Genomic DNA, 24,726 nt, shown 5'->3' on the forward strand with positions numbered 1-24,726 from the left:
CCAATTTTGTTCGTCATTGCCTATGTTTAGGGTATTCAGGGTGCCATTTTCGGCACGTTTCATCTTTGAGCAAGAGACCGATCTATGCGTTCACTGAAAATCTCAGAAGTGATGTGGAATCATATCGAACCAATCCGCTGCGGCACGCCACTGACCAAAGTGGTGAAAGCTCTGCTGGACAATCACGTGACGGGTCTGCCAGTGGTGGATGATCGTCGTCAGGTGCTGGGGTTTGTGTCTGAACAGGATTGCATTCACTCGTTATTGGTCAGCAATTACCACAGCGAAGGCGAGCCGATCGTGGACGACGTGATGTTCCACAAACCGTTAACGGTAACTCCAGACATGTCGGTGATCGATCTGGCGCAGAACCTGGGTGCGGGCAAGCCGAAAGTGTACCCGGTGGTTGACCACGGAAAACTGGTGGGTATTGTGACCCGTACTGCTATTCTGTCCCAGTTGGCAAAAGCCGGTAACACCATTGAAAAGCAACGATTTGCCAACGCTGAGGACTGATTCGCCCACTCACAATCGACAGGAACCCTATGGAACTGTTAGCCACCAATGTCTGTTTCGACGGTGAACATCGCCGGTATCGCCACACCTCTGCCACTTTGCAATGCGGTATGGAGTTTGCGGTTTTCCTGCCGCCCGTTGCGCTGGGTGAAAACGGTAAATCGGTTCCTGTACTGTACTGGTTGTCAGGCCTGACCTGCACTGACCAAAACTTCATGCAAAAAGCGGGTGCTCAAAAGCTGGCAGCAACACTGGGGTTGGCGATTGTCTGCCCGGACACCAGCCCCCGTGGCGTCAATTTACCCGGCGAAGACGACAGCTATGATTTCGGCACTGGTGCGGGCTTTTACGTGAATGCCACCGAACAGCCCTGGGCGCCCCACTACCGCATGTACGATTACGTGACCAGGGAGCTGCCTCAACTGGTTGAAAGTGAATTGCCACTGACCGGAGAACGGTCCATCAGTGGTCATTCCATGGGCGGCCATGGCGCACTGATCTGCGCCTTGAAGAATCCCGGGTTATACAAGTCGGTTTCGGCCTTTGCGCCGATTGCTAACCCGATGGCCTGCCCCTGGGGCCAGAAAGCATTCACCGGATACCTGGGAGAGGATGAGCGCGCCTGGCAACAATGGGATGCCACCCAACTGATACCCACCGCGCAAGAGCGCTTACCCCTGCTGGTGGACCAAGGCACAGCGGATGATTTTCTGGAGAGTCAGTTGAACCCGGAGGCGTTGGCCGATGTCTGTGAGAAGTTCCATCACCACATCACTCTGCGCATGCACCGGGGTTATGATCACAGCTACTTCTTTATCGCCTCGTTTATTGACGATCATCTGAACCATCATGCACGGGCACTGGGGCTGGCCTGAGGGCCGGCTGGCAAGGCTCAGGCCCGAGAGCTCAGGCGCGAAATCCCCAGAGCATGCTGAAGTCCATGGATGGCATTTCTTCGGGCTCTTCCGGCCCCCGGATGTTGTACTCCAGCAAGCTGGTGTCGCGCTCGAAGGTGCCGTTATAGCGATTGCCCCGGGGGCCAAAGATGGCTTTCACAAAGGGCCCTCTGGCCCGGACTGGCCTGCCAGTGACAACGCCTACTTCGTTGTTGTCCAGCCTGACCAGCATGCCGGGCGGGTAATCCCCGAGCACCTGCAGTAACGATCGTGGAATAGCCGGCCGGAATTTGCCATCGCCCAGGGTGGCAATCAGTTTGCGGGCCTCACTGATGTTCATCCGGTTCCGATAGGCGCGCTTGGTGATCATGGCCACGTAGCGCTCCGATAGCGCCAGTATTTCGGCCTCCGGTAGAATGTCGGTACCACTCAAGCCACCGGGGTAACCGGAACCATCGCCCTGCTCGTGATGTTGGGCGATAATTTTCAGCAGCAACTTGTGGGTGATGCCCGCCGATGTCAGAGCCTGGATGCTGCGCTCGGGATGCTTGCGAATCACTGCGCGCTGGTCATCGGTGAGCACCCGGTTGGAGGCATTGAGCTGGTCGGCGACCGGCACCAGCGCCAGGTTGGCGGTAAGGGCGGCGGAGGTCAGTACGCTGATGCGCTTGTCATCCAGGCCGAACTGGCGAGCGGTGAAATGGCACAAAATGGCGTAGAACAGAATCTGCTCATGAATGGTTGGGCCGATAGAGTAAAGGTGAACCAGCGCCAGGCTGGCATCGGGCGAGGCCTGGCAGGTTTTCTCCAGCATCCGGCTCAGGCCCAGCAACCGCTTTTGCGCGGATGGGTCTGCTGAGGTGATGGCTTTAAGAGTGGCTTCCAGCGCCGTCAGCAGGTCGGCATAGTCGGCAAAGGGATTGCGCGGGCGCAGGTCCTCGAACACTTCTTCTTTAGGCCGCTCGATTTTCCGGGGCTGAAACCGCCCCCGCTCGAACAATTGCTCAAGCTGGGTGTTGGTTTGAATCACATAGCCCTGGCGCAGCAGTACGTTGCCGTCGGCGTCGAAAACGTCCCACGGTAGCGGTCGGCCAATGGTCAGTGCCCCGGGGGCGATGCGTATCAGATCAGACAAAATCCCGTTTCCTGCATACTGATTTGGCCTGGAAGTCTAACTCTGAACCTGTCGTCATTGCCACCACACGCCCAGTTATTGCTGCATAGCTGCATGATAATGAAAGGCTTGCTGGATGTGCTCACGAATCTGGTTGTCATCCCAGGGCTTGGTCAGGAACTTGTAGATGGCACCCTGATTGATGGCGTCGGTGACCGATTTCAGGTCGGTGTACCCGGACAGCACAATCCGCACCGTATCTGGATGGATCGCTTTAACCTGGCTCAAAAACTCGGTGCCAGACATTTCCGGCATGCGTTGGTCGGAGATGATCACCTGTACCTCGTTCTTTGCCAGCAGTGAGAAGGCTTCACTGATGCTGGTGGTGGACAGGATATGATAGCCATCGCGTCTCAGGGTGCGAGTCAGGGCTTTGAGGATGTTGGCCTCGTCGTCCAGCAACAGTAAGGTCTTTTGCGTATTTTCATTGGTTTGGGCTGAATGGCCGCGGCGGCTGCCGTGCTCGTTCATGTAGTTGATCAGGTCGGCGTAGGGCATGGGCCGGGCGAAAGCAAAGCCTTGCAACAGATCGCAATGATTGCGGCGCAGAAACGCGGCGTGGGCCTCGGTTTCCACACCTTCAGCCACCACTTCTAGCGACAGGTGATGAGCCATGGAGATAACGCCCTGGGTAATGGCTGCGTCACTGCGGTTCTGGATCACATCCTTGATGAACGAACGGTCAATCTTGATTTTGTTGGCGGGCATCAGTTTGATGTAACTGAGGCTGGAAAAGCCGGTGCCAAAGTCGTCAATGGCAATGCGCACGCCCAGATCGCGCAGTTCATGCAGTGTTCTGATCACCAGGTCAGTGTCGTACAGCACTGCGGATTCAACCACCTCCAGTTCCAATGATGCCGGGGCCAGGCCCGAGGCTTGCAGCGCCTGTTTCACCACGTCGACAAAATCTGCTTTGCGAATCTGCACCGGCGACACGTTCACCGCCATGCTGCAATCGCGGAAGCCGGCGGCGTGCAGCCGCACCATATCCCGGCAGGCCTGACCAAGAACCCACTTGCCCAGCGCGACTATTTGCCCGGTCTCCTCGGCCAGGGGAATAAAGTCGACCGGTGACACCAACCCCTGCTCGGGGTGTTTCCAGCGAACCAGGGCCTCCACAGAGCGGGCCTGTCCGGTTCGGGAATCAATCACCGGCTGGTAAAACACGGTCAGGGCCTCGTTATCAATGGCATCCTGAAGTTGATTACGCAGATTTACCCGGTAACTGGCCTGGGTGTTCATTTCCTGGGCGAACCACTGCCAGGTGTTACGGCCCAGCTGTTTCGCCTGATACATGGCCAGGTCAGCCTGCTGAATCAGTTGCGACGGTTCCCGGATGCTGCCGTCGCTCGTGGTGATGCCAATGCTGGCAGTCAGGTGCAGAGTTTGATCACCGATCCGGTAGGGCACGGCCAGTGCCTTGATTACCTGCTCGACCACCAGCTGGGCATCGCTGCTGTCGGCGAGGTCGGGCAGGGTCACCACAAACTCATCTCCGCTGACCCGTGCTACGGTGTCACCTGAGCGCACCAGCTCTTTCAGGCGCCGGGCGACCTCGATCAGAATCTGGTCGCCGATGCGGTGGCCCAGTGAGTCGTTGATCAGTTTGAAACCGTCCAGGTCAATAAACAACAAACCGACATGGCGGTTGTATCGGCAGGCGAACTGGCAGGCCTGCACCAGCCGGTCTTCCAGCAAAGCCCGGTTGGGCAATTTTGTCAGAACGTCGTGGCTTGTATTGTAGGCCAGCTGATTCTCGATGGATTTGCGCTCTGAGATGTCGTTCTGAATGCCGACAAAGTGGGTCATTTCGCCCCGATCGTTGCGGATCGGTGACAGATACAGATCATTCCAGAAAGCAGTTCCGTCTTTGCGATAGTTTCTCAACACCACCGATACATCCGTACCTTTGGCAATGGCCTTACGAATTTCGGTCAGCGCCTGCTCGTTACTGAGATCAAAATCGTCGCCCTGTAAGAAACGGCAGTTTTGGCCAAGGGCTTCGTCAGCTCGGTAACCGGTGATGCGTTCAAAGGTGGGGTTGACATACACCAGGGGCATGTCCTGGTTTACAGCGTCTACCACAACAATGCCGTTGGAGCTGGATTCAATGCAGCGTTGCAACAACTTCAGTTGCCGGTTGTTGGCAATCTGGACGGTTTTGTCGTTGAAAGTCATCAGAACCAGCTGATCCTGGTTAATGGTAATGTTCTCGGACATGACTTCCACCATCAGCGGCTGGCCGTCTCTGGTCCGGTGCTGCTCAAGCCGCGCACCCGGTTGTAGCACAACGCCTTCAGCGTCTGGCGCAGCCGGGCCGTTCGGTGCGCGAACGTCGGCCATACTCAGGCCGCCCGTGTCCTGTCGGGCAAATCCGTAGAGGTTTCTGGCGGCCGCGTTCAGGGCACTGATGTGGGTTCCGCCAGGTCGCATCAGGCACATGGGAGTCGGGTTGTTTTCAAACAACAGGCGATACTGGGCTTCGCTGCTGGCCAGGTTCTCGGTGGCCGCCGCCCGGTCAATGGCGTAGCGGATGCTGCGCAGCAGGGTGTGACCATCAAGGCGGCATTTGACCAGGTAGTCGGCCGCGCCCAGCTCCACCGCCCGGGCGTCCAGTTCATCGTCACCCTGGCCAGTAAGCAGGATAAACGGGGTGGTGATGCCTTCGGCTTTGGCCTGCCTGATCAGGTCCAGGCCAGAGTCCGGCCCTAGCCGCAAATCCACCAGGGCCACATCCACGTCATTCTCATGCAGAGTTGCCAGGCCATCGGCCAGGCCGTCCCGCCAGATCAGCCGGGTATTGACCGGGCTGACTTCGTTCAGCAGATCCCGGGTGATCAGGTAATCGTCTTCATCGTCCTCAATCAGCAGGACGCGGAGCATCGGGTCAAGCATTGTTATCACTATCCGGTTGTTGCATGGCGGAGGTATTACAGTAAATTTTCAGCGATGTCACGATGGTCAGTAACTCCGTGTATCGGGATGGTTTCACGATATAGTCATTGGCGCCCTGAGCCAGACAAAACGCTTTGTCTTCATCGTTTCCGGAAGTTGTCAGCACGATGGTTGGCAGCTCTCTGAGCGCCGGATCAGCGCGAATCTCCAGCAACGCCTGTCGGCCGTCTTTCAGGGGCATGTTGAGGTCCAGCAGGAGCAGATCCGGTAGCGGACAGTCCGTCGACAGCTCGGACTCAGGCGCGGCACCTCTCAGATAACCCATCAGCTCGACACCATTAGCGACAAAACACAGTTGGCAATTGGCACATCGCTCGGCGAAAGCTTCTTGAATCAGTAGCTGATCATCAGGGTCATCATCGGCAATCAGAATGACCGGATTGCGAGTGTCCGTCTTCATACTCTGGCCTCGTTAGTTCCGTTTGAACCGGATTCTGAAGGTGGTGCCTTCGCCCGGATTGCTGTTCGCGATGACGGTTGCCTCGTGTCGATCAAGAATCTTTTTGACAATGGCCATGCCAATGCCGGTGCCGGTATAACCCTCTTTCTGATGAAGACGCTGGAACGGGTGAAACAGTTTCTCCGCGTAGCGTTCATCAAAGCCGATGCCCTTGTCGCTGACGACCAGGGTCCAGTGGCTTTCGGTCAGGTCCTCCGCCGTCAGCGTAATCTCCGGAGCCTGGCCCGGAGCGTGGAATTTGACGGCGTTGCTGAGCAGGTTTTGCAGAACCTGACGCAACTGGGTGGCATCACCCCAGGTTGCGGGTAACTCCCCAATATCGATCCGGGCCTGTTCCTGGCTGATACTGGTTTCCATATCCTGCATGACTTCATCAAGAATAGCGCGGGTATCGCAGGACACCATGGGCTCGGCCCGAGTGGTCACCCGGGAATAACTGAGTAGATCATTGATCAGGTTCTGCATGCGTCCGGCAGCAGACTGCATGCGCCGTAGGTAATCTTTGTCCTGATCATTGAGTGTGTCAGAACGTGAAATCAGCCGGTCTGAAAATGCCTGAATCTTGCGTAGTGGCTCCTGCAGGTCGTGGGAGGCAACGAAGGCGAAGTCCTGAAGTTCACGGTTGCTGCGTTCGAGTTCCTGCATGGTGGCTTCCAGCTGCCACTGCGCTTCCTTGCGTTCGCGAATGCTGCGGTAGTACACCGCCAAGCCTTCTTCGGACGGATACGCGCTTATTTCCAGCCAGTTATCTAGGGGCTCGTAATAGCCCTCGAAAGAGACCGATTCGCCAGTTGCCATGGCATGTCGGTAATTTTCATCGAACTCGCTACCAATGGCCCCAGGGAACATGTCCCACAGGCGGTGCCCCAGCAATTCGTCTCGGGATTTGTGCAACAATTCCTCTGAACGACGGTTAACGTAGGTAAAGCACCAGTTCCGATCGACGGTAAAAAAGGCGTCGGTGATGCTCTCAAAGACGGTGGCCTGGCGTTCGGCAAAGCGCCGAATCTGCTCCATGGCCTGATGAGACGCGGTGACGTCCTGAAACGCGCCCTGCAATCGGACAATCGATCCGTCGCTACCCTTGACCGCGTGACCGATGGCCCTGACCCAGCGCAACCGGCCCTTGGCGGTTTTGATCTGCAGCTGTTCATCAAACGGGATGCCGGTGTCGATGCAGGTCTGAACGGCGTTGGCGATTCGTTGCCGGTGTTCCGGAAGGTAGTACAGCAGGGCGTCGTCAACATTCGGTACTTGCCCCGGAGGCACATCGTGAATGGCGCAGACCGCATCCGACCAGGTCGATTGCCCGGTTTCCAGATCCACCACCCAGCCGCCGATCATGGCCACCCGCTCTGCCATTTTCAGCAGTGCTTCGTTTTCCCGAAGTTTCTGCTCGATCCGGCGCTGTTCGGTAGTATCCCGGGCCACCACGTAGATCAGGTCGTCGGCGCTGAGAATGGCGTTGATGTTCAGCCAGTGTTCGTTGCCATGATTGTCCTGAGCGCGGATGTGTAGGTCCGAGACATCGTAACCCTCGGTTAGTGAACTCACGGCAGCCACCACGGCGTCATGGTCCTCTTTATGGATTAGCTGCAGGTAGGACGTGCCCAGCAGCTCTTCCCGTGAGTAGCCAAGAGTATTCACAAAGGTGTTGTTCACTTCAAAGAAATAGCTGTTGAGATCCACAATGCAGAACATGTCCGGCGACAGGGAGAAAAACTGATCCCGCTCCCGGGTCAGGGTTTCAGCCATCAGCTCGTCGCTGATGTCGCGCCCGACGCAGAACAGGGCGTTGTCAGCTTTTGACCACTCGGCAGTCCAGGAAATGGTGACAATGCTGCCATCCCGGTGGCGTAATCGTGTCCGGAATCCTTGCGCCTTGTCGTGATCACCGGAAACCAGCAGGCGGACTTCTTGTTCGGTGGCGGCTCGATCTTCCTGCGCCAGGATCAGGTCGTAATGCTGCCCTTGCAGTTCTTCCGGCGTGAAGCCGAGTATGTCTTCGCAGGCCGGGCTGATCTGCAGAAAGATACCCTCGCGACTGATCGAACATAGGATGTCTTTGGAGAATTCCAGAATTCGCTCGTTGGTGGAACGCAATGCCCGTTCCTGATCCAGGTGGTAGTTCAGTGTGTTGTTGAGCAGTTGTAAAGACTCTGAGCGTCGCACTGACTCGCGCCAGAACAAATGGCTGAGCATCAACAAAAAGCTGAGCACCAGCCCACTGAACAGGACCAGGGGCGGCAGGTACAGTTCGTCGGGTGGCAAAGTACCTCGGGGCATACTGATGTGCAGTGTCCATTCGTTGTCGTGGTGGACATTCACGGTACGGGACAGCAATAGAATCTGCGATTGTTCCGGTCCGGCCTGGTCGTAGAGAGTCAGCCCGTCTGTGGTCACCCGTACACTGAGGTTGTCGTTCAGGTGCTGGGTCAGGCCTTCGAAAACATGGGTCAGATCAACCACCGCAATCATGGCCCACGACAGCCCCGGCAATGGCGTGATGGGCATGGCGATGGCGGCATAGGCGCGGCCATTCTCGGGCTGTTGAGCGCGGCTCAGGTGCGGAGCCCGGGATTCAATGGCGTGTTCAAGCCAGTCCGGAAACTCCGGTTGCTGCAGAAATTCATGCAGCCAGAACCGGTACTCAAGGCCCCGAGCCTCGGTCATCACCGGGCGCTGCTTGGGATCCAGTACGGTCAAAAGCCGTAATTCCGGAAAGTCTCTGAGATAACTGTCGATCTCGAGGTCCAGAAAAGCGGGAGGTGGCAATCCTTCGAGCAGTTCCCAACGCTCGGCCAGGCGACGAATAAGCGCCAGGTTGACAGCGTGGGCCGATGTGCCGGACGCCTCGAGTTGGTCGGCCAGCGCTTGTGCGCGCTCCAGCACCTGCTGGCTGTGCTGGAGTCGCAAAAAGTGCCAGCTCAGGGTGGTGATGACAATGCCAATGGCGCCGACCACTAGCAAGCCTCTATAGGCAACGTCGGCCTGGCGATGGAAAACCTGATGCAGAAACGGCAGGGTAAAACTGCATAGGATCACCAGCGGGCTGATCACTACCGTCGATTCGGCAATGCTGCCCAGGCTGAATCCGGCTAATGCCGGGTACCATTGCGATAACAGGGATAGCAGGCCAATCGTCAAACTGACTGCGGCTGAGGCCATGCCGATTCGCCAGCCCCGGTGCCACCAGATGGCGGTTAGTACGCTCACCGCGATCAGTGTGGTGATCAGCAGTAGCAAGGGATTGATGGCCAACACCCGGATGGCATGCGCCTCTGGCAAGGTCGCCAGCGAGGCAAAGGCCAGCGCCAGCACCAGCACCGTGATGGACAACCCGGTGGCCAGCCATCGCTTTCTGCACACCACGGCCAGAAAACCGATACTGAGTACGATTGCCAGCAGCCCGCCGCCGGGTTTCAGGCTCAGTCGTCCCGGCGCACCGCCGGCGGTAAGGGCGTCATACAGGATGCCGGAACCAATAGACCCAAACGCGATCGCCAGGGCCAGAACGGCGCACAGCCAGAAGATGGTGAAGTTGCGGGAGTTAACCATGCAACACCTGGGGCCCGAGCAACCGCAGGATCTCCTCGGGTGTGGTCACCCCGTTCTTGAGTTTTTCCAGGCCGTCGTCCAGCAATACCCGCATGCCCTGCTCCCGGGCCATGCTTTCGATCTGGGTGGCGCTGGCGCCTTCGGTGATGGCGGCACGGATCGACTCGTCTACGGTCAGCACTTCATGGATGGCGAGCCGGCCTTTATAGCCCTTGTGACATTTGTCGCAGCCCCGGCCCCGGTAGAAGGTGAGCTCAGGGTCGAGAAATTGCGGCCCTAGTTGCTTCAGGGTATCGACCGGTGGCGTTACCTGTTCCCGGCAGTGGTTGCAGATGCGGCGCACCAGACGCTGGGCGATGATGGCTTCCAGCGCTGAGGCTACTACATAAGGTTTCAGGTCCAGATCCAGCAGCCGGGCCACGGTGGCGGAGGCCGAACTGGTGTGCAGGGTCGAATACACCAGGTGACCGGTCATGGCGGCGTGGAAAGCGACATCGGCGGTTTCCTCATCCCGGATTTCACCGAGCAGTATCACGTCCGGGTCTTGCCGCAAAATAGCCCGCAGTACACTGGCGAAATCCAGGCCGATTCGGTCTTTCACCGGCACCTGTCCGGCCATGTCGACGTGAAATTCAACCGGGTCTTCAATCGTGACGTAATTGCGCTCCGACGACGCATTGTGTTGCAGCAAGGCATACAGGGTGGTGGTCTTGCCGCTGCCGGTGGGGCCGGTGGCCAGGATGATGCCCTGGGGTTTGGCCACCACGTGCATCAGCCGGTTCAGGTTGTGTTCGGACAAGCCGAGATCGGACAGCGACTGCGCCGAGGATTGCCGCTCCAGCACCCGCATCACCACCTTTTCGCCGTTGATGGTGGGCAGAGTGGAGATGCGCAAATCGACAATCCGCATCGGGGTTTTCACGGTAATGCGGCCATCTTGCGGCCGGCGACGCTCGGTGATGTCCAGCTCCGCCATCACCTTGATGCGGGACACCACCGACATCAACAGGTTGGTGGGAATCTGGATCTTGTCTTGCAGCACGCCGTCGATCCGGTAGCGTACTACCAGGGATTTGGTGCGGGGATGCACGTGTATGTCACTGGCGCCCAGGCGCAGAGCTTCCAGAATGATGGCATTCACCAGCCGGATCGCCGGGGGTTCTTCAGAGCTGCCCAGTAGCTGCTCCAGCGACTCCTGATCGCTTTCATCGTCGAGCACAATCTCGATGCCCTCGTAGGGGTCATCGGTGCCAATCCGGGTGGCCATGTCGTCCAGGTCGCTGGTCTCACCAAAAATTTCCGCCAGTTTCGTCTGCATCTGTGAGGTTTCGCAGAGCAGTGGATGGATGGTGTAGCCGGTCATAAACCCGAGCTCGTCGATCAGGTTGACGTCCATCGGGTCGACCATCGCCAGCCGCAGTCGCTGGCCTTGTGCTCTCAGAGGCAGCACCAGTTGGCGGGTACAGATTTTCTGGGGCACCAGGGAAAGCAGGCTGGGATCTGGCTGAAACTCGCGCAGATCCACCTCTTCAAACAACATGTCGTCCCGCAGGAGCTCAAACACTTTGTGGAAATCGATCCAGTCATGCTTGAGCAGGGTGCGGATGACAGGGCTTTTTTTGCTTTGCATTTCCCGGTGCAGGGTTTGAATCTGCTGGGCGTTCAGCCACCCTTTCTTGTGCAGCATGATCGCGAGCTGACTGCGATTGGTGGCGGTCAGCTTGCTGATGGTTTCCAGATCTTTGCTCTGTTTTTGGGTTTGTTGTTCCAGGGTACGGGTGCGCTGGATCAGTTCGTATTGCTCCAGAGCCAGCGCGATGGTCAGGCGGATGTCGTCATCGTTCCAGGGCTTGAGAATGAACCGGTACACCGCGCCGTCCCGGATCGAGCCCATCACCGCATCGGTGTTGGCATGCCCGGTGAGCATGATGCGGATGGTCTGGGGCCAGCGCTCGCGCACATCCACCAACAGATCACTGCCGTTCATGCCGGGCATCATGAAGTCGGTCATGATCAGCTCGACCGGTTGTTTCTCCATAATCGCCAGGGCTTCTTTACCGTTGCCGGCGAACAGCAGCTCGTAGTTCTCACGCTGAAACACCCTCCGGAGCGAAGCCAGAATGTTGGGCTCATCGTCTACCAGCAGCAGCCGGTAGGGGACTTTTTTCGGCTCAGCGTTGTCGGTCTGGCCAGTGTCGGCGTCTTTACCGTAGAACAATGAGGCGTAGCGTTTGGCCATCCGGCGTCCTTAATTAATTGGTAATGTCAGCCGCACCCGGGTGCCCATGCCTTCACGGCTATCCAGTTGCAGCTGGCCACCATGGCCGCGCACGGTGTCCCGGGCGACGGTCAACCCAAGACCGGTGCCGGAACCCACCGGGCGGCTGGTGAAAAAGGCATCGAAGATTTTCGGCTGGTTATGTTCCGGTATGCCGCAGCCGTTGTCCTGAATGATGATCTGAATGCTGGCACTTTCAACCTGGGTTTTCACCAGGATGCGCCCGGGTCCTTTGTCCGATTGGGCGTCCTGAACAGCCTGAGCCGCGTTGGCCAGAAGGTTGAAAAAGGTCTGGGCTAACCGTGAGGGATGCCCGGAGATGTCTGGCAGCTCGGCCAGGCGCTCGACAATCTGCAACTCGTGGTTGTACTCGGTCTGCACCAGGTGCATAGCACTGGTGATCAGGCTGGTGATGTTGCAGCGGGTGAAATCGGCCTGATCAATACTGGAAAAGGTTTTCAGGTCAGACACGATGCCCGCGATGCGGCTGGCACCATCAATGGATTCGGTCAGCAGGTCGTTAAAATCGGCCAGCAGATCCTTTTTGGTCGGGGTTTCCGGCAAGGTGGCACCGAGTTCTTTCACGTAATCCCGGGCCACCCTGAGGTTGCTGCTGATAAAACCGATCGGGTTATTGATTTCATGGGCCACGCCGGCGGCGAGCTGGCCTACAGAACGCAGTCGGGCGCTTTCGTAAAGTTCCTGCTGGGTCTGTTTAATGACCGTTACCTGCTCATCCACCTTTTGCTGCAACTGGTCAGACAACTCCCGATAGCGAGCCTCAGACGCTTTCAGGGCTTCGTTCTGGCGTTGCAGCTCGGCGTAACCCGCTTCTGTGGCATCGTGATGAAGGTTGGCGGCCAGTCGGTATTTGGCGACGAACATCATCAGAAAAGCGACCAGCCCGGCAGCCGTTTCCCGCTCATCATCGTTGCCGCCGCCGCTGAGCCAGCCGACCGTTTCCAGATTGAATTCGACGGGCACGGCGTCCGGGCCCGGGCGCGTTCGGGCCAGCACCACAGGCTCGGAACACAGGGCGGAAAGGCACTGGTTCAAGCGCGCCAGCTGCTCATTACTGAGCAGGTCGTTGAGGGTCGGGTCGTCTTCGAAGTTACGCACCGGCGGCCTCTGTATTGCTGTTGCGACTTAATCGTTCGACGAACTGTTCCCGGCTGATGCCATGGTCGGTGGCCAGTCGGAATTCGTCGTCCACCACGCTGTACAGTCGGTTCAGGAGTACCTGAAACGTGTCGATCACGCCATCACCGTTCAGGGCTGAGGCCATCACCAGTGGCGACCAGGGGGTCTCGCCCCAACGCTCCTGCAACTCGGGTTCCGGCACCACGCCGGGAATGTCCCGTTTGTTGAATTGCACCACCATGGGCAGGGTGTCGATATCCAGCCCCACTTTTTCCAGGTTTTCTTCCAGGTTGCCAAAGGCGATGGCGTTGTTGTCTTGTTGCGAGGGCTGGGAGTCAGCCACAAACACCACGCCATCGGCCCTGGACAATACCGCCTTGCGGGTACTGTCGTGCTGCACCTGACCAGGTACCGTGTAAAGCTTCAGACGCAGGTCCAGGCCGGAGCTTCCGCGCAGGCCAATGGGCAGCATGTCAAAGAACAGGGTCCGGTCATCCCGGGTTTCCAACACCATCAGTTCGCCTTTGCGCTCAGGGTTGAGCAGAGTGTGCAACTGCATCAGGTTGGTGGTCTTGCCGCTGAGAGCGGGGCCGTAAAACACCACCTTGAGGGCGAGTTTGTTGTCGTCAGGGCTGAAATCAGGCATCGGGGCTCACCTGGGCCAGTTTTCGATCAGCGCCCGCTGGGCGTCGTTTTCTTCCCGCAGCTGCTGGTTTTCTTTGTGCAACTGGTACAGATCCACCGCCGACTTGATGGCGGCGACCAGCTCATAGTCGTCCCAGGGCTTGGACAGGTAACGATAGACCTCCGCCTGGTTGATAGCCTTGATCATGGATTCCCGATCGCCATAGGCACTGAGTACCAGCCGGATAGCATTCGGTTGCTTCTGTTTGGCAAACTGCAGATAGGTGACGCCGTCAGCGGTGGGCATCTGATAATCGGACACAATCACCGCGTATTCGTGCTCCAGCAAGCTGCCAAGGGCGTCCTCCACGTTGTTAAAGGTGTCGATTTGCCAGTCCTGAGGTTTCAGTAGCCGCCGCAAACTGCTCAGAATGTTGGGTTCGTCGTCTACCAGCTGAATTCTGATCATGGCGGTGTCTCCGTGTCTTGTTCCGGTTTGTGCACATACAACGTGTAGCGGTGGCCATCGGGTTCGCCTTTTTCGAAGGCGGCCAGTTTTTCAATCAACAGAGCGGTCAGTTCTTTACCCTCATTGAGTAATAGCATGCCTGAGGCCGCGTACAGATTTTTGGCCAGCACCATGCCGGGTTTCAGGCGCAGAGTGTCGAGAATCAGGATGGACGGGTCTTCGTGTTCAACGTCCGGCGCCAGCTCCAGCAACATTTCAATAAATCGGTCGGCCAGTTCCGGGTCGTACAGTCGTTCCTGATAGCGCTTGAGCAGTTTGATGGCGTTTTCACGGTTGACCTTGCGCTCCAGAATCAGGCCAAACTGCAGCTCCACAAAGTCGACGCTGAGTTTGAGGATGCGGGATTCAAGCGGAATTTGCTTGCCCTCCAGTCGGTCCGGTACGCCGTAACCGTTCCATTTTTCCTGGTGGTGGCGGATGATCTTTGCGGTGTCTTTTAACGGCTCCAGCGCCATCAGCAGCTGTTCGCCATTCACCGGGTATTTCAGGTAGGTCAGCCTCTGGTCTTTGATCAGCAAATCCGAGGGTGCCACGAACAAATCATCCGGCCAACTGAGTTTGCCAAGATTGTAAAGGGCGGCCGCCATGGCCAGGTTGCGGCTCTGGTCATCATCTAGGCTGATAAACTCGGCAAATGCTTTGACCAGGGTAATGACCTTGGCGTTGGGCTGCCGGTTAGCCGGCAGCCGCTTGTTGATCAGCGACGAAAACACCTCGGTGGTGGTCACATAGCTCTGCCGTAGTTCCTGGTAGGCCAGGTCCAGCATGTCGGCAGTTTCTTTCAGTTCTTCGGTGCGCTCACGAACCTTGTCTTCCAGGCTGGCGTTGAGTTGCTGCAGCTCTTTGTTCTGTTTACGGGTCAGCTTTTCCAGCGCCAGCCGGCGCCGCTCTGAATACTGGAACGCCAGCGCCTGGCGAATGGTCAGGCGCAGCTCGTCATCATCCCAGGGTTTGCTGATGTACCGGTAGATCTGACCGTCGTTGATGGCTTTGACGGTTGAAGTAATATCAGCGTATCCCGTTAGCAATATGCGGATGGTCCATGGGTACTTGCTGCGGATTTCCGACAACAGTGTGGGGCCGTCCATGCCGGGCATGCGGGCGTCGGATATGATCAGGTCAAACTTGTCGTTGGCCAAGATAGCCAGGGCCTCTTCGCCGGAGGTCGCCGTGGTCAGTTGCCAGGGTTCGCGGCGCAGCACCCGCTGCAGACTGCGCAGGATGTTCTCCTCGTCATCAACGAGCAGTACGTTCGCGCTTTCCGGAATGTGTTCCGCAGACGTCGCGGATTTTGACTCAGCGCCCGTCATGATCTGCCTGTTGCGGTTGTACGATGGGCAACGTGATCCGAAAGCAGGTGCCTTGGTCTGGAGTGCTGACAGCCGTGATATCACCGTTATGTTTTTCAATGATGTTGAAGCTGAGCGACAGGCCAAGGCCGGTGCCCTTACCAACCGGTTTGGTGGTAAAAAAAGGTTCGAAAATACGGTGCAGGTGGTCCTGTGAAATGCCCTTGCCGGTGTCCTCGACCTCAATGACCACAACATCGCCACTGTGCCGGGTGCGCACGACAATCCTGCCGAATTCTTCAATGGCCTGGGCGGCGTTGACCAGCAGGTTCATGATCACCTGGTTGATCTGGGAGATGATGCATTCGACGTCCGGTAACTCACCGAACTCACGGACCACGTCGGCTTTGTATTTGAGTTCGTTATTGACCACGTTCAGGGTGGTTTCAATACCGCGGTGCAGGTCTGCCAGCTTGAAAGACTCCTCCTCAATATGGGAGAAGTCTTTCATTGCTGAAATAATGGTTTTGACCCGTTCGATGCCCTCCCGGGATTCTGCCAGCAGGTCTTTCAGGTCGTCGCGAAGGTAGTCGTAATCGATGTTCTGTTTGATCAGGCGTAGATCTTCCAGGGATTTGGCAGAATCCACTGCCTCAGTCAGCCGGAATAGATCGTTCAGGTAGCCTTCGAGACTCTGTAGGTTGGAATAGACATAACCGACCGGATTGTTGATCTCATGGGCAACGCCGGCCGCCAGTTGACCGATCGCGGCCAGTTTTTCTGACTGGATCAACTGGCGGTTGGCCTGCTCAAGCCTGGCATTGAGGGCATCTTGATCGGACTGGGTCGGGGCAGTGGGTGCCATAGAGAAATCGGCCTATGCTGACGGTGTTATTGGTGAAATGTGCTGTTTGTTTGTCGCCGGCAGACTGCGGAATTTTGAGAATCATCTGCATTACATGTTTTGAGTGTAACTGATCCGTTCTTTGACATGGATCACAAAAACGTATCCCTTCATGCAGAATTGTTAAGAATCGTAGCGCCTTGGCGACCAGACCATGAGCTTGCGCTATTCTCGAATGCTAAATAAGCCGCTGTCGGACGCACCGCCGCATGTTTCATCGCCTGAAAAACGATTTTCGTTTATCCATTATCACGTTGCTCGGCATCAGTGCGATCCTTGGTATTACGCCGTTTGCGATCATGCGCTTTATTCAGGGCAATGTAGTCGCGGGAGTTGTTGACCTTGGTATTCTCGCCGGTATTGTCGGCAGCCTGGCCTACGCCTGGGTGACCGGCGACACCAGGCGCAGTGGTATGTTCTTGGCGTTTATAATCTGCGCGAGTGCCGTCCTGGTGGGCGCGGTCATGGGCGAGGCCGGTCTGTTCTGGCTGTTTCCCTGCCTGGTCACCACCTTCTTTCTGGTGTCGAGCCGGATCGCTGCTGGCCTGAACATCGTTTCAGTGCTGGCGTTGATGTCCATTGAAACCGCCTTCAGCTCGCCGGTGCAGATGTGGACGTTCGCAGCCACGGCGGCCACGGTGAGCGCCTGCGCTTACGTGTTTGCCTACCGCAATCAGGATCAGCGCGAGCGGCTGGAGCATCTGGCCACCATCGACCCGCTGACGGGGGTGAAGAATCGCCGCTCTATGGACGAAGAACTGGACCTGGCCGCAGCCAACGCCGAACGCACCGGTTTGCCCTATGCTCTGGTGATGATGGACCTTGATCACTTCAAACAGATCAACGATGTTTACGGGCACGGCGTGGGCGACGATGTGCTGACCGATCTGGTGGCGTTGATCGAGCACAACACTCGCAAATCCGATCAGCTGTTTCGTTACGGGGGCGAAGAGTTTGTGCTGCTGTTGCCGGGCGTGGATGGCAACAGTCTGCAGACGGTCATGACCAACTTGCAGCAGATCTTACGAAAACACCTGAAGTACCCCGGTGGTCCGGTCACATCGTCGTTCGGGGTGGCCTTGTTGCGTCACGGAGAGAGCATTGACAGCTGGCTGTCCCGGGCGGATGAGGCGCTCTATAAGGCCAAAGAATCCGGCCGGGACACAATCATCTTTGCCGATGAATCAGATCAACGGCTGGCGGTGCCGGCCTGAGTGGCGGGTTCACTTTTCGTCTCACCGTTGCCGTCGTCATTGGGTCGGTAGCGGAACAGTCGCCAAGCCAGCAACAGGCTGGCGGACGTCAGCCCCGCCGTCAGTCCCACCCAGAATCCAGCCGCGCCCAACCCGGGCAACAGCCAGTCGGTAAATGCCAGCACATAGCCCAGTGGCAGCCCCAGTACCCAGAATGAAAACAGCATGATGAACATGGGGATGCGAGTGTCTTTGTAGCCCCGCAGCGCACTGATGCAGGTAACCTGAATGACATCAGCAATCTGGAACAGTGCGGCAAAGGCGAGCAGGCGCACAGTCACCGCCCGCACCTCTGCATCACCGGTGTACAGGGCGGCAATCTGGCTGGAAAACACGAACAGCAGGGTGGCGAAAACCAGGGCGACAGCCGAGGCCAGAATCAGGGAGCTGCGGGAAATCAGGCGGGCGGTATCCGGTGCTCGCGCTCCGATCAGAAAACTGACCCTCAGGGTGAGCGCCATACCAATGCTCAGCGGCAGCATAAACAGTAGCGACACCACGTTCAGGGCAATTTGGTGCCCGGCCACCACGACCGGCCCCATGGGCGCCAGGAACAGTGCGATCACCGAAAACATGCTGGCTTCGACAAAAATGGTGAAACCAATGGGTACGCCGATACCCAGTATGTAGCGGATGCCCTGCCAGCTCGGTTTGACCCAGTCTGCCAGCAGGTGAAACTGGCGAAAGGTGCGGCTTCGGTTCAGGTAAATCAGCAAGGCGATGGCCGCGGTGCCGTTGGAGATGGAGGTGGCCCAGCCGCAGCCGACACCGCCCATGGCAGGCAGTCCGAATTTTCCGTAAATAAAGATGTAATTCAACGGCAGGTTGATCAGGGTGCTCAGCAACGAGAACACCATGATCACCCGGGTGTGGCCGAGCCCGTCGGTCAGGCCACGCAGGGCATTCATCAGCAGCATGGCCGGAATGCCCCAGGCAAAGGCATTCAGATAGCCCTGGGTAATGCTGGCGGTGTCGGCGTCCATTTTGAGCATGGACAGCACCGGATGTACATTGGTCAGCAACAACGCCATGATTACCGAGCCAACGCCGGCAATGTAGAGGCCCTGCCAGGTCGCCGGCATGATTTTGCTGGTGGTGCGGGCGCCGTTGTAGCCGGAAATGATCGGCTGCAGTGCGCCGAGCATGCCCATGAAAAACAGGAACAATGGCATCCACAAACTGCTGCCAATACCCACCGCCGCCAAGTCTTCCGCGCTGGCGTGGCCCGCCATCACGGTGTCGATCACGCCGTTGGCCATCTGTGCCACCTGGGCGATCAGGATCGGGCCGCCGAGAAGAGCGAGGGTTTTCCATTCGGTCAGGGTCCGTTGCACCAATGGCTGTCGGACTTCGGGTAACGGCTGATGGCTTTCGTCCATGGTGCTTCGGGCTTCAATACTCTGTGGATGGTAAAACGGTAAAGGCTGAGATTGGCCATGTTACCCGATTCACGCGGGCAGGGCTCATAGGGGTTTGCACGCCTTCCTGGACTGGATAATACGAGCAAAACGAGTAAAGTAGCGCCCCGGACTTTTTCAGGTGTGGTGACATGGCTTTACTGGTTCTGGTGACGGTGCTTTGGGCGTTTTCGTTCAGCCTGATTGGCGAGTTTCTGGCCGGTCAGGTGAACAGCGATTTTGCAGTGCTGACCCGGGTATTGCTGGCGGCCCTGGTGTTTTTGCCTTTTACCCGCTGGCGCGGGGTGCCAGGCGGATTGAAACTGGGCATCCTGGTTACGGGTATGCTGCAATTCGGTATTACCTATCTGTGCCTGTACCGTTCCTTCAGTTACCTCACCGTGCCGGAAGTGCTTCTGTTCACTATCTTTACACCCCTGTACGTGACCCTGGTAGACGATGCGTTATCACGCCGGTTTTCCCCCGTGGCGCTTCTGGCGGCAGCCATTGCCACCCTGGGCGCGGGCGTTATCCGCTACGACGGCCTGAGCGAAGACTTCATTACCGGCTTCCTCCTGCTGCAGGTGGCCAATTTTACCTTTGCCGCTGGTCAGGTAGGTTACAAGCACGTGATGCAACGTTACCCGCTGGCGATGCCGGGTTATCGCACTTTCGGGTACTTCTTCCTCGGTGCTCTGATCATTGCACTGCCGTCATTCCTGGTGTTTGGAGATCCGGACAAACTGCCGAGCACCACCCTGCAATGGGGCATCCTGGGTTGGCTGGGGCTGGCGGCGTCTGGACTGGGACTGTACCTCTGGAACCGCGGTGCCTGTGAGGTCGATGCCGGCACCCTGGCGGTGATGAACAATGCGCTGGTGCCGGCCGGGCTACTGGTGAACCTGTTGATCTGGAACCGCGATGCCGATTTGCTGCGATTGATGATGGGTGGTGCGGTGATTGCATTTTCACTGTGGCTGAACGCACGATTCCATCCCCGGGCCAGAGTGCTTGCGCCTACTGGCTAACTGTCGACCTGAAACTCGATAGCTTACGATCTAAAGAAAACATTCAGATGGCCGTTACAATGGAGTGACATGGCGTAACGGATTCTGTATTTCCTTGATAATTGTCCAGAAGTATCCTGTCGCCACTTTATTTTCCCCGGTTTAACGGACTCAGACAGACCATGCGCAAAAATTTGCCTGTTACCCAGCGCGAAGTCACCGTACCGGAAGGTATGCGGCTGATCAGCACCACCAGCATTAAAGGCGTGATCACTTACTGCAATGATGACTTTGTAACGATCAGCGGTTTTTCCCGGGATGAACTGATCGGCCAGCCGCACAACCTGGTCCGTCATCCGGATATGCCCCCAGCGGTTTTCGAGGGCATGTGGGACTACTTGAAAGCCGGTAAAGCCTGGATGGGTGTCGTAAAGAACCGGTCAAAGTCCGGTGACCATTACTGGGTGAGCGCCTACGCAACGCCGATCCGCGAAAATGACCAGGTGGTGGGCTACGAATCGGTTCGCGTGGCCGCGACGCGTGAGCAGATTGCCCGCGCAGAAAAACTCTATGCCGGAATCTCGGCCGGCAAGCAGTCCTCATCGTTCTGGAACCGGGCGGCGTCCATGTTGCGCTCAGGCTGGCCGTTTATGTTGTCGGTGTTGCTCAGCTTGGGCGCCCTGCAGCTGGACTCTGCAGCGCTGGCGGTTGCCGTGATCCTGGCCGGCCATGTCCTGGCCTTCAGTCTGGTGTTCGGCTCTATTTCCAAGCGCCTCAAGGAGCTGTTGGCATTGCGTCCGGATGCTTTTCAGGATCCCATTGTGGCTCGCACCTACAGTAGTGAACGGGGTCTGTTGTCCCGGCTGGCACTGGTGCTGGTCAGCGAGGAAGCGCGCATTCGCACCGCCCTGGCCCGGATTGATGATCAGGCTGAGCACCTTTCTGAACAGGCCCGCGCCTCCCACGGCTATATTTCTGAAGGGGCGACGGCCATTGCCAGGCAACGGGCCGAGACTGACCAGATTGCTTCCGCCATTAACGAAATGACGGCCTCCATTCAGGAAGTGGCAGAGGCCGTCACCATCAATGCCCGCGATGCAGAGCAGGCTAACCGGCTTGCCCACGACGGCAGTGAGCGCAGCGGTGAGGCGTTGGTCGCCATCGAACAGCTGGTCGACCGGGTTAACGGCATTGGCGAATCGGTAGGCCGGCTGGGCGAGTCAACTCGTACCATTGGCGAGGCCGCAGACCTGATCTCGGACATTGCCGATCAGACCAATTTGCTCGCTCTGAACGCCGCCATTGAAGCGGCTCGCGCCGGCGAGCAGGGTCGAGGCTTTGCGGTGGTGGCCGACGAGGTGCGATCGTTGGCTCAGAGAACCCGGCAATCCACGGTCAAGATTCACGACGTGATCAAGGACTTCCGAGCGCAGGTGGAGGCAACCATTCAGGCTGTTCGGGCCGGTGAAGAGATTGCGGGCGAGGGGCTGGTCCGGGTGCAGGGTGCGGCGAACTCGCTGCGCACCATTGTTGGTTCTGTGGATTCGATTTCTGACAGCTTTATCACCATGTCTGCGGCCTTTGAGGAGCAGAGCCAGGTATCGGATGAAATCAACCGGCAGATCGTCAACATTGCCGGCCTGGCCGATCAGAGCGATGAGCAGGCGGAAGCGGCCAAAGACAGCAGCAACACGCTCAGTGGCATGGCCCGGGGTTTGAAAGACCTGATCGCCCGGTTTGCCAGTAAATCTGGCTAGTTAGCGGCCGATGGGCGCCTGGTTGACGGTTTAATCAACAACTGAACACCCCACCAGCACTGGCATCGGCGCGCCAGTGCTGGCAGAATCCCCGCCCAACTGCTCGAGCTACTTGTTCGGTGCATTCTCAATCCGTAGTTTCCTCAGCCAAAAGCACAGGAAGAAAACTCATGACACAGTCCAACTCCGCTTCAGACAGCGGTACCGGGGCTCGCGGACTCTGGTCGTCCAAGTTCGCGTTTATTCTGGCAGCTACCGGTTCGGCTGTTGGTCTCGGTAACATCTGGAAGTTCCCCTACGTCACTGGTGAAAACGGTGGCGGCGCTTTCGTACTGGTTTATCTGCTCTGCATTTTTATCGTCGGTATTCCGATCATGATGGCCGAGGTGTTTATTGGCCGGAATGGCCGCCACAACCCGATCACCAGTTTCAAGCTGGTGGCCGAGCGTAACCTGGCGTCACCGGCGTGGCGGATTTCAGCCATTATCGGCATGCTGGCGGCGTTCATCATCCTGTCGTTCTATTCGGTGATCGGCGGTTGGGCTGCATCCTATATCGGCCATGCCGCCATGGGTGATTTCACGGGCGGAACTGCAGACTCGGTAGGTGAGCTCTTCGGTGGATTGCTGGCAAGCCCGGCCAAATTGCTGATCTGGCACACCATATTTATGGCATTGGTGGTGTTTGTCGTGTCTCGCGGCCTGAAAGGTGGCCTGGAGCGTGCGGTGACTATTCTGATGCCGGCATTGCTGGTTCTGCTGCTTATTCTGGTGGGTTATGCGACCACGACCGGTCATTTCGGCGAGGCGGTCAGCTTCCTGTTCACGCCAGACTTCAGTGCGCTGAGTGTGAAGGGTGTGCTGGTTGCCCTGGGCCACGCTTTCTTCACCCTGAGCCTCGGTATGGCAATTATGATGGCCTATGGCTCCTACCTGAGCCGTGATGTGTCTATCGGCCGCACCGCCATTACCGTTGGCATCATGGATACTGTGGTGGCGCTGCTGGCGGGCTTGGCGATTTTCCCGCTGGTGTTCGCCAACGGCCTGCAGGCCAGTGAAGGCCCGGGCCTGATCTTTGTGACCCTGCCGCTGGCCTTCGGTAACATGCCGATGGGTGGTCTGTTCGGCACGTTGTTCTTTATCCTGCTGCTGTTCGCTGCCTGGACTTCTGGGATTTCTCTGCTGGAGCCGGTGGTTGAGTGGGTTGAAGAAAAAACCGAATTTGCCCGAACTGGCAGCGCCGTGCTGGTGGGTGGTTTGTGCTGGGCGCTGGGTATTGCCTCGATCCTGTCGCTGAATGTTTGGTCCGGCTTTGCGCCACTGGGCATGTTCGAGGCGTTTGAAGGCAAGACCATCTTCGACTTGCTGGATTACTTTACCGCCAATATCATGCTGCCGCTGTCCGGCTTGCTGACCGCCCTGTTTGTGGGCTGGTTTGTGGCCAAAGAGTCGTTGCGCAGTGATCTGACCATGCAAGAGGGCAGTTTTGCCCTCTGGTACAACCTGATCCGATATGTAACGCCGGTCGCGGTCGCGATCGTGTTTGTTTACAGCCTGATTGGCTGATACCCGCCTGATTTCAGGCATTAAAAACCCGGCGCTGGCGACAGTTGCCGGGTTTTTTTGTGAGTGTCGGCTTCAAATCCGGAAAGATCTAACCGAAGTGATCAGGTCCTTACCAGCCGCTGTCCTCATCTTCAGACATGGCTCGTAATTCGTCCATGAAGGGTCGAACAGCGCGTTTGGCGTCGTCTGGCACGTCCTTGGCGGCGTTCATGGTATTCATGGCGGTGCCCATCATGGCGCGCATCTGGGCTTTCTGCTCTTCGGTCATGTGGGGGTTGTTGTCAATTTCCGCCAGCGCTCGCTGCATTTCCTGCTGGGCGGCCGGGCCCTGCGCTTCCATCTCTAGCGCAAACCAGGCCTGAAACACCTGATCACCGGTCTGGGCCCATTGCTCGATATCCGAAAAGCCGTGGCGCTTGGTGACCTTTTCGATGTCCTTGAGCATCGCATGGCCTTTCATTTGTTCCAGGCCCGAGGAGAAAATGGCGGAAAGGTCTGTGGTTTCTGCACCATCTTCAAACTCGTCCAGCTCGTCTTCATGCTCCCTGAGCACAGGCTCGGCGGCCTGCAGGCTGTCCAGAAAGGCGCGCACGTTGGCCTCAGTCAGGTTCTGGGCAAAGGCCTTTGGCGCAATCAATACGCAGGCAAGCATCAGGGCTGTGATCAGCAGGGTAACGGGAGACAACATTCGGATGGGTTGGGTAATCATAACGCGCTCCTTTGCGTTTGATGGTCCGGCCCTCAGATATTATCGGTGCGGGCCGAGACAGGCTGTGTATGGGGACTTTTTGTACAGCTTAGTCCCGGACAACCGGGTTTGCCAGAGTATCGGGATCAGGGGCTAGACCTTGCCACCCAACAGGATTCTCACCGCGGTGCAGGCGTCTTCCAGTTCGTCGTCTCGTGGCTCCCGGCCGCCAATGATGTCGCTGTACAGGCAGGATTCGGCGATGCGGACCATAAAGTAGGACAAGCTCTGGACGTTCATCGGAGGGCTCAGGTGGCCGGCGCGAACTTCATCCTTGAGTAAGCGGGTGTTCACTTCAACGGTGCGGGCATGCAGAGTGGAGTGGGAGGAGGTGAGCATTTTCAGGGCGTATTCCGGGTCCTGGTGCAGAAACCGCCGCAGCGGAGCAAAGTGCAGGATGGTGGTGTTGATGTGGCGGAATACGCCCACGACATAGTCGACCCCGTGGCCGGGCGTCGTGGCACGGGCTTCTTTGTAAAGGGGTTCGTACAGGGACCAGAGGATTTCACCAATAAGCAGGTCGCGGTTGCCGACCCAGCGGAACAGAGTGGCGCGGCCGATGTGGAGATCGTCGGCAAGGGCGGCCAGGCTGATTTTTTCGCCTTTTAACCACATTCTACGGGCGCGTCTGAAGGCGTCCAGTGGGCTTGTCTTGGTGATTTGGGCGGTCACTGCA

Annotated in this window: 19 protein-coding genes; 6 read left to right on the plus strand and 13 right to left on the minus strand. The window is 57.6% G+C overall.

The window, feature by feature from the left end:
* The first annotated feature begins 84 nt into the window (after window positions 1–84).
* Entirely contained in the window at window positions 85–516 is a 432-nt protein-coding gene (locus C7H08_RS01175) for a CBS domain-containing protein (protein WP_106669931.1), read from the plus strand.
* A 29-nt stretch (window positions 517–545) separates the two neighbouring features.
* Window positions 546–1,391 carry an S-formylglutathione hydrolase gene (gene fghA, locus C7H08_RS01180; protein ID WP_106669932.1) on the plus strand — a complete coding sequence of 282 codons (846 nt, stop codon included), beginning with the start codon at window positions 546–548 and terminating at the stop codon, window positions 1,389–1,391.
* A 31-nt stretch (window positions 1,392–1,422) separates the two neighbouring features.
* Here the strand turns inward: fghA and C7H08_RS01185 are convergent, their stop codons facing one another.
* From C7H08_RS01185 to C7H08_RS01230, 10 genes are all read right to left on the minus strand, one after another.
* Window positions 1,423–2,547, minus strand: coding sequence for an HD-GYP domain-containing protein (locus C7H08_RS01185; protein ID WP_106669933.1), 1,125 nt, complete (start codon window positions 2,545–2,547; stop codon window positions 1,423–1,425).
* 75 nt (window positions 2,548–2,622) lie between these two features.
* On the minus strand, window positions 2,623–5,481 hold the full coding sequence (locus tag C7H08_RS01190; protein WP_106669934.1) for an EAL domain-containing protein: 2,859 nt from the start codon (window positions 5,479–5,481) through the stop codon (window positions 2,623–2,625).
* A complete protein-coding gene (locus tag C7H08_RS01195; RefSeq protein WP_106669935.1) occupies window positions 5,474–5,941 on the minus strand; it encodes a response regulator in 468 nt (155 codons plus the stop codon). Before C7H08_RS01195 ends, C7H08_RS01190 begins: the two co-directional genes overlap by 8 nt.
* Before the next feature lie 12 nt (window positions 5,942–5,953).
* The gene (locus C7H08_RS01200; RefSeq protein ID WP_106669936.1) at window positions 5,954–9,559 is read right to left on the minus strand and encodes a PAS domain S-box protein; all 3,606 of its coding nucleotides are present in this window, start codon (window positions 9,557–9,559) and stop codon (window positions 5,954–5,956) included.
* Complete coding sequence (locus C7H08_RS01205; RefSeq protein WP_106669937.1) at window positions 9,552–11,798, minus strand: ATPase, T2SS/T4P/T4SS family; 2,247 nt, start codon at window positions 11,796–11,798, stop codon at window positions 9,552–9,554. Before C7H08_RS01205 ends, C7H08_RS01200 begins: the two co-directional genes overlap by 8 nt.
* A gap of 9 nt (window positions 11,799–11,807) precedes the next feature.
* Window positions 11,808–12,956, minus strand: coding sequence for a sensor histidine kinase (locus C7H08_RS01210; RefSeq protein WP_106669938.1), 1,149 nt, complete (start codon window positions 12,954–12,956; stop codon window positions 11,808–11,810).
* Window positions 12,949–13,623, minus strand: coding sequence for a GTP-binding protein (locus C7H08_RS01215; RefSeq protein WP_106669939.1), 675 nt, complete (start codon window positions 13,621–13,623; stop codon window positions 12,949–12,951). The genes C7H08_RS01210 and C7H08_RS01215 overlap by 8 nt, the downstream gene beginning before the upstream one ends.
* 6 nt (window positions 13,624–13,629) lie before the next feature.
* A complete protein-coding gene (locus C7H08_RS01220) occupies window positions 13,630–14,070 on the minus strand; it encodes a response regulator (RefSeq protein WP_106669940.1) in 441 nt (146 codons plus the stop codon).
* Window positions 14,067–15,440: a response regulator c-di-GMP phosphodiesterase, NosR family gene (nosR, locus tag C7H08_RS01225; RefSeq protein ID WP_106669941.1), complete on the minus strand. Its 1,374-nt coding sequence runs from the start codon at window positions 15,438–15,440 to the stop codon at window positions 14,067–14,069. Before nosR ends, C7H08_RS01220 begins: the two co-directional genes overlap by 4 nt.
* A complete protein-coding gene (locus tag C7H08_RS01230; protein WP_106669942.1) occupies window positions 15,427–16,284 on the minus strand; it encodes an ATP-binding protein in 858 nt (285 codons plus the stop codon). Before C7H08_RS01230 ends, nosR begins: the two co-directional genes overlap by 14 nt.
* A gap of 248 nt (window positions 16,285–16,532) precedes the next feature.
* Between C7H08_RS01230 and C7H08_RS01235 the strand changes: the two genes are divergently transcribed.
* The gene (locus C7H08_RS01235; RefSeq protein ID WP_106669943.1) at window positions 16,533–17,537 is read left to right on the plus strand and encodes a GGDEF domain-containing protein; all 1,005 of its coding nucleotides are present in this window, start codon (window positions 16,533–16,535) and stop codon (window positions 17,535–17,537) included.
* Here C7H08_RS01235 and C7H08_RS01240 read toward each other — a convergent pair.
* Window positions 17,513–18,955: an MATE family efflux transporter gene (locus C7H08_RS01240; protein ID WP_106669944.1), complete on the minus strand. Its 1,443-nt coding sequence runs from the start codon at window positions 18,953–18,955 to the stop codon at window positions 17,513–17,515. The two genes, C7H08_RS01235 and C7H08_RS01240, sit on opposite strands and share 25 nt — an antisense overlap.
* Window positions 18,956–19,125: 170 nt before the next feature.
* On the opposite strand from C7H08_RS01240, the gene C7H08_RS01245 reads away from it, so the two are divergent.
* The 3 genes from C7H08_RS01245 to C7H08_RS01255 all read left to right on the plus strand — a co-directional run bounded on the left by C7H08_RS01245 (window position 19,126) and on the right by C7H08_RS01255 (window position 23,302).
* Window positions 19,126–20,001 carry a carboxylate/amino acid/amine transporter gene (locus C7H08_RS01245; RefSeq protein ID WP_106669945.1) on the plus strand — a complete coding sequence of 292 codons (876 nt, stop codon included), beginning with the start codon at window positions 19,126–19,128 and terminating at the stop codon, window positions 19,999–20,001.
* 161 nt (window positions 20,002–20,162) lie between these two features.
* Window positions 20,163–21,737, plus strand: a complete 1,575-nt coding sequence (locus C7H08_RS01250) for a methyl-accepting chemotaxis protein (protein ID WP_106669946.1) — start codon at window positions 20,163–20,165, stop codon at window positions 21,735–21,737.
* 170 nt (window positions 21,738–21,907) lie between these two features.
* Window positions 21,908–23,302 (plus strand): sodium-dependent transporter, encoded by a 1,395-nt coding sequence (locus C7H08_RS01255; protein WP_106669947.1) that lies wholly within the window; start codon window positions 21,908–21,910, stop codon window positions 23,300–23,302.
* Window positions 23,303–23,411: 109 nt separating this feature from the next.
* Here the strand turns inward: C7H08_RS01255 and C7H08_RS01260 are convergent, their stop codons facing one another.
* A complete protein-coding gene (locus tag C7H08_RS01260; protein WP_106669948.1) occupies window positions 23,412–24,011 on the minus strand; it encodes a hypothetical protein in 600 nt (199 codons plus the stop codon).
* 132 nt (window positions 24,012–24,143) lie between these two features.
* Window positions 24,144–24,722, minus strand: a complete 579-nt coding sequence (locus tag C7H08_RS01265) for a QsdR family transcriptional regulator (protein ID WP_227663208.1) — start codon at window positions 24,720–24,722, stop codon at window positions 24,144–24,146.
* Between the last annotated feature and the right edge of the window lie 4 nt (window positions 24,723–24,726).

This window comes from Marinobacter halophilus (assembly GCF_003007685.1).
Lineage (GTDB): Bacteria > Pseudomonadota > Gammaproteobacteria > Pseudomonadales > Oleiphilaceae > Marinobacter > Marinobacter halophilus.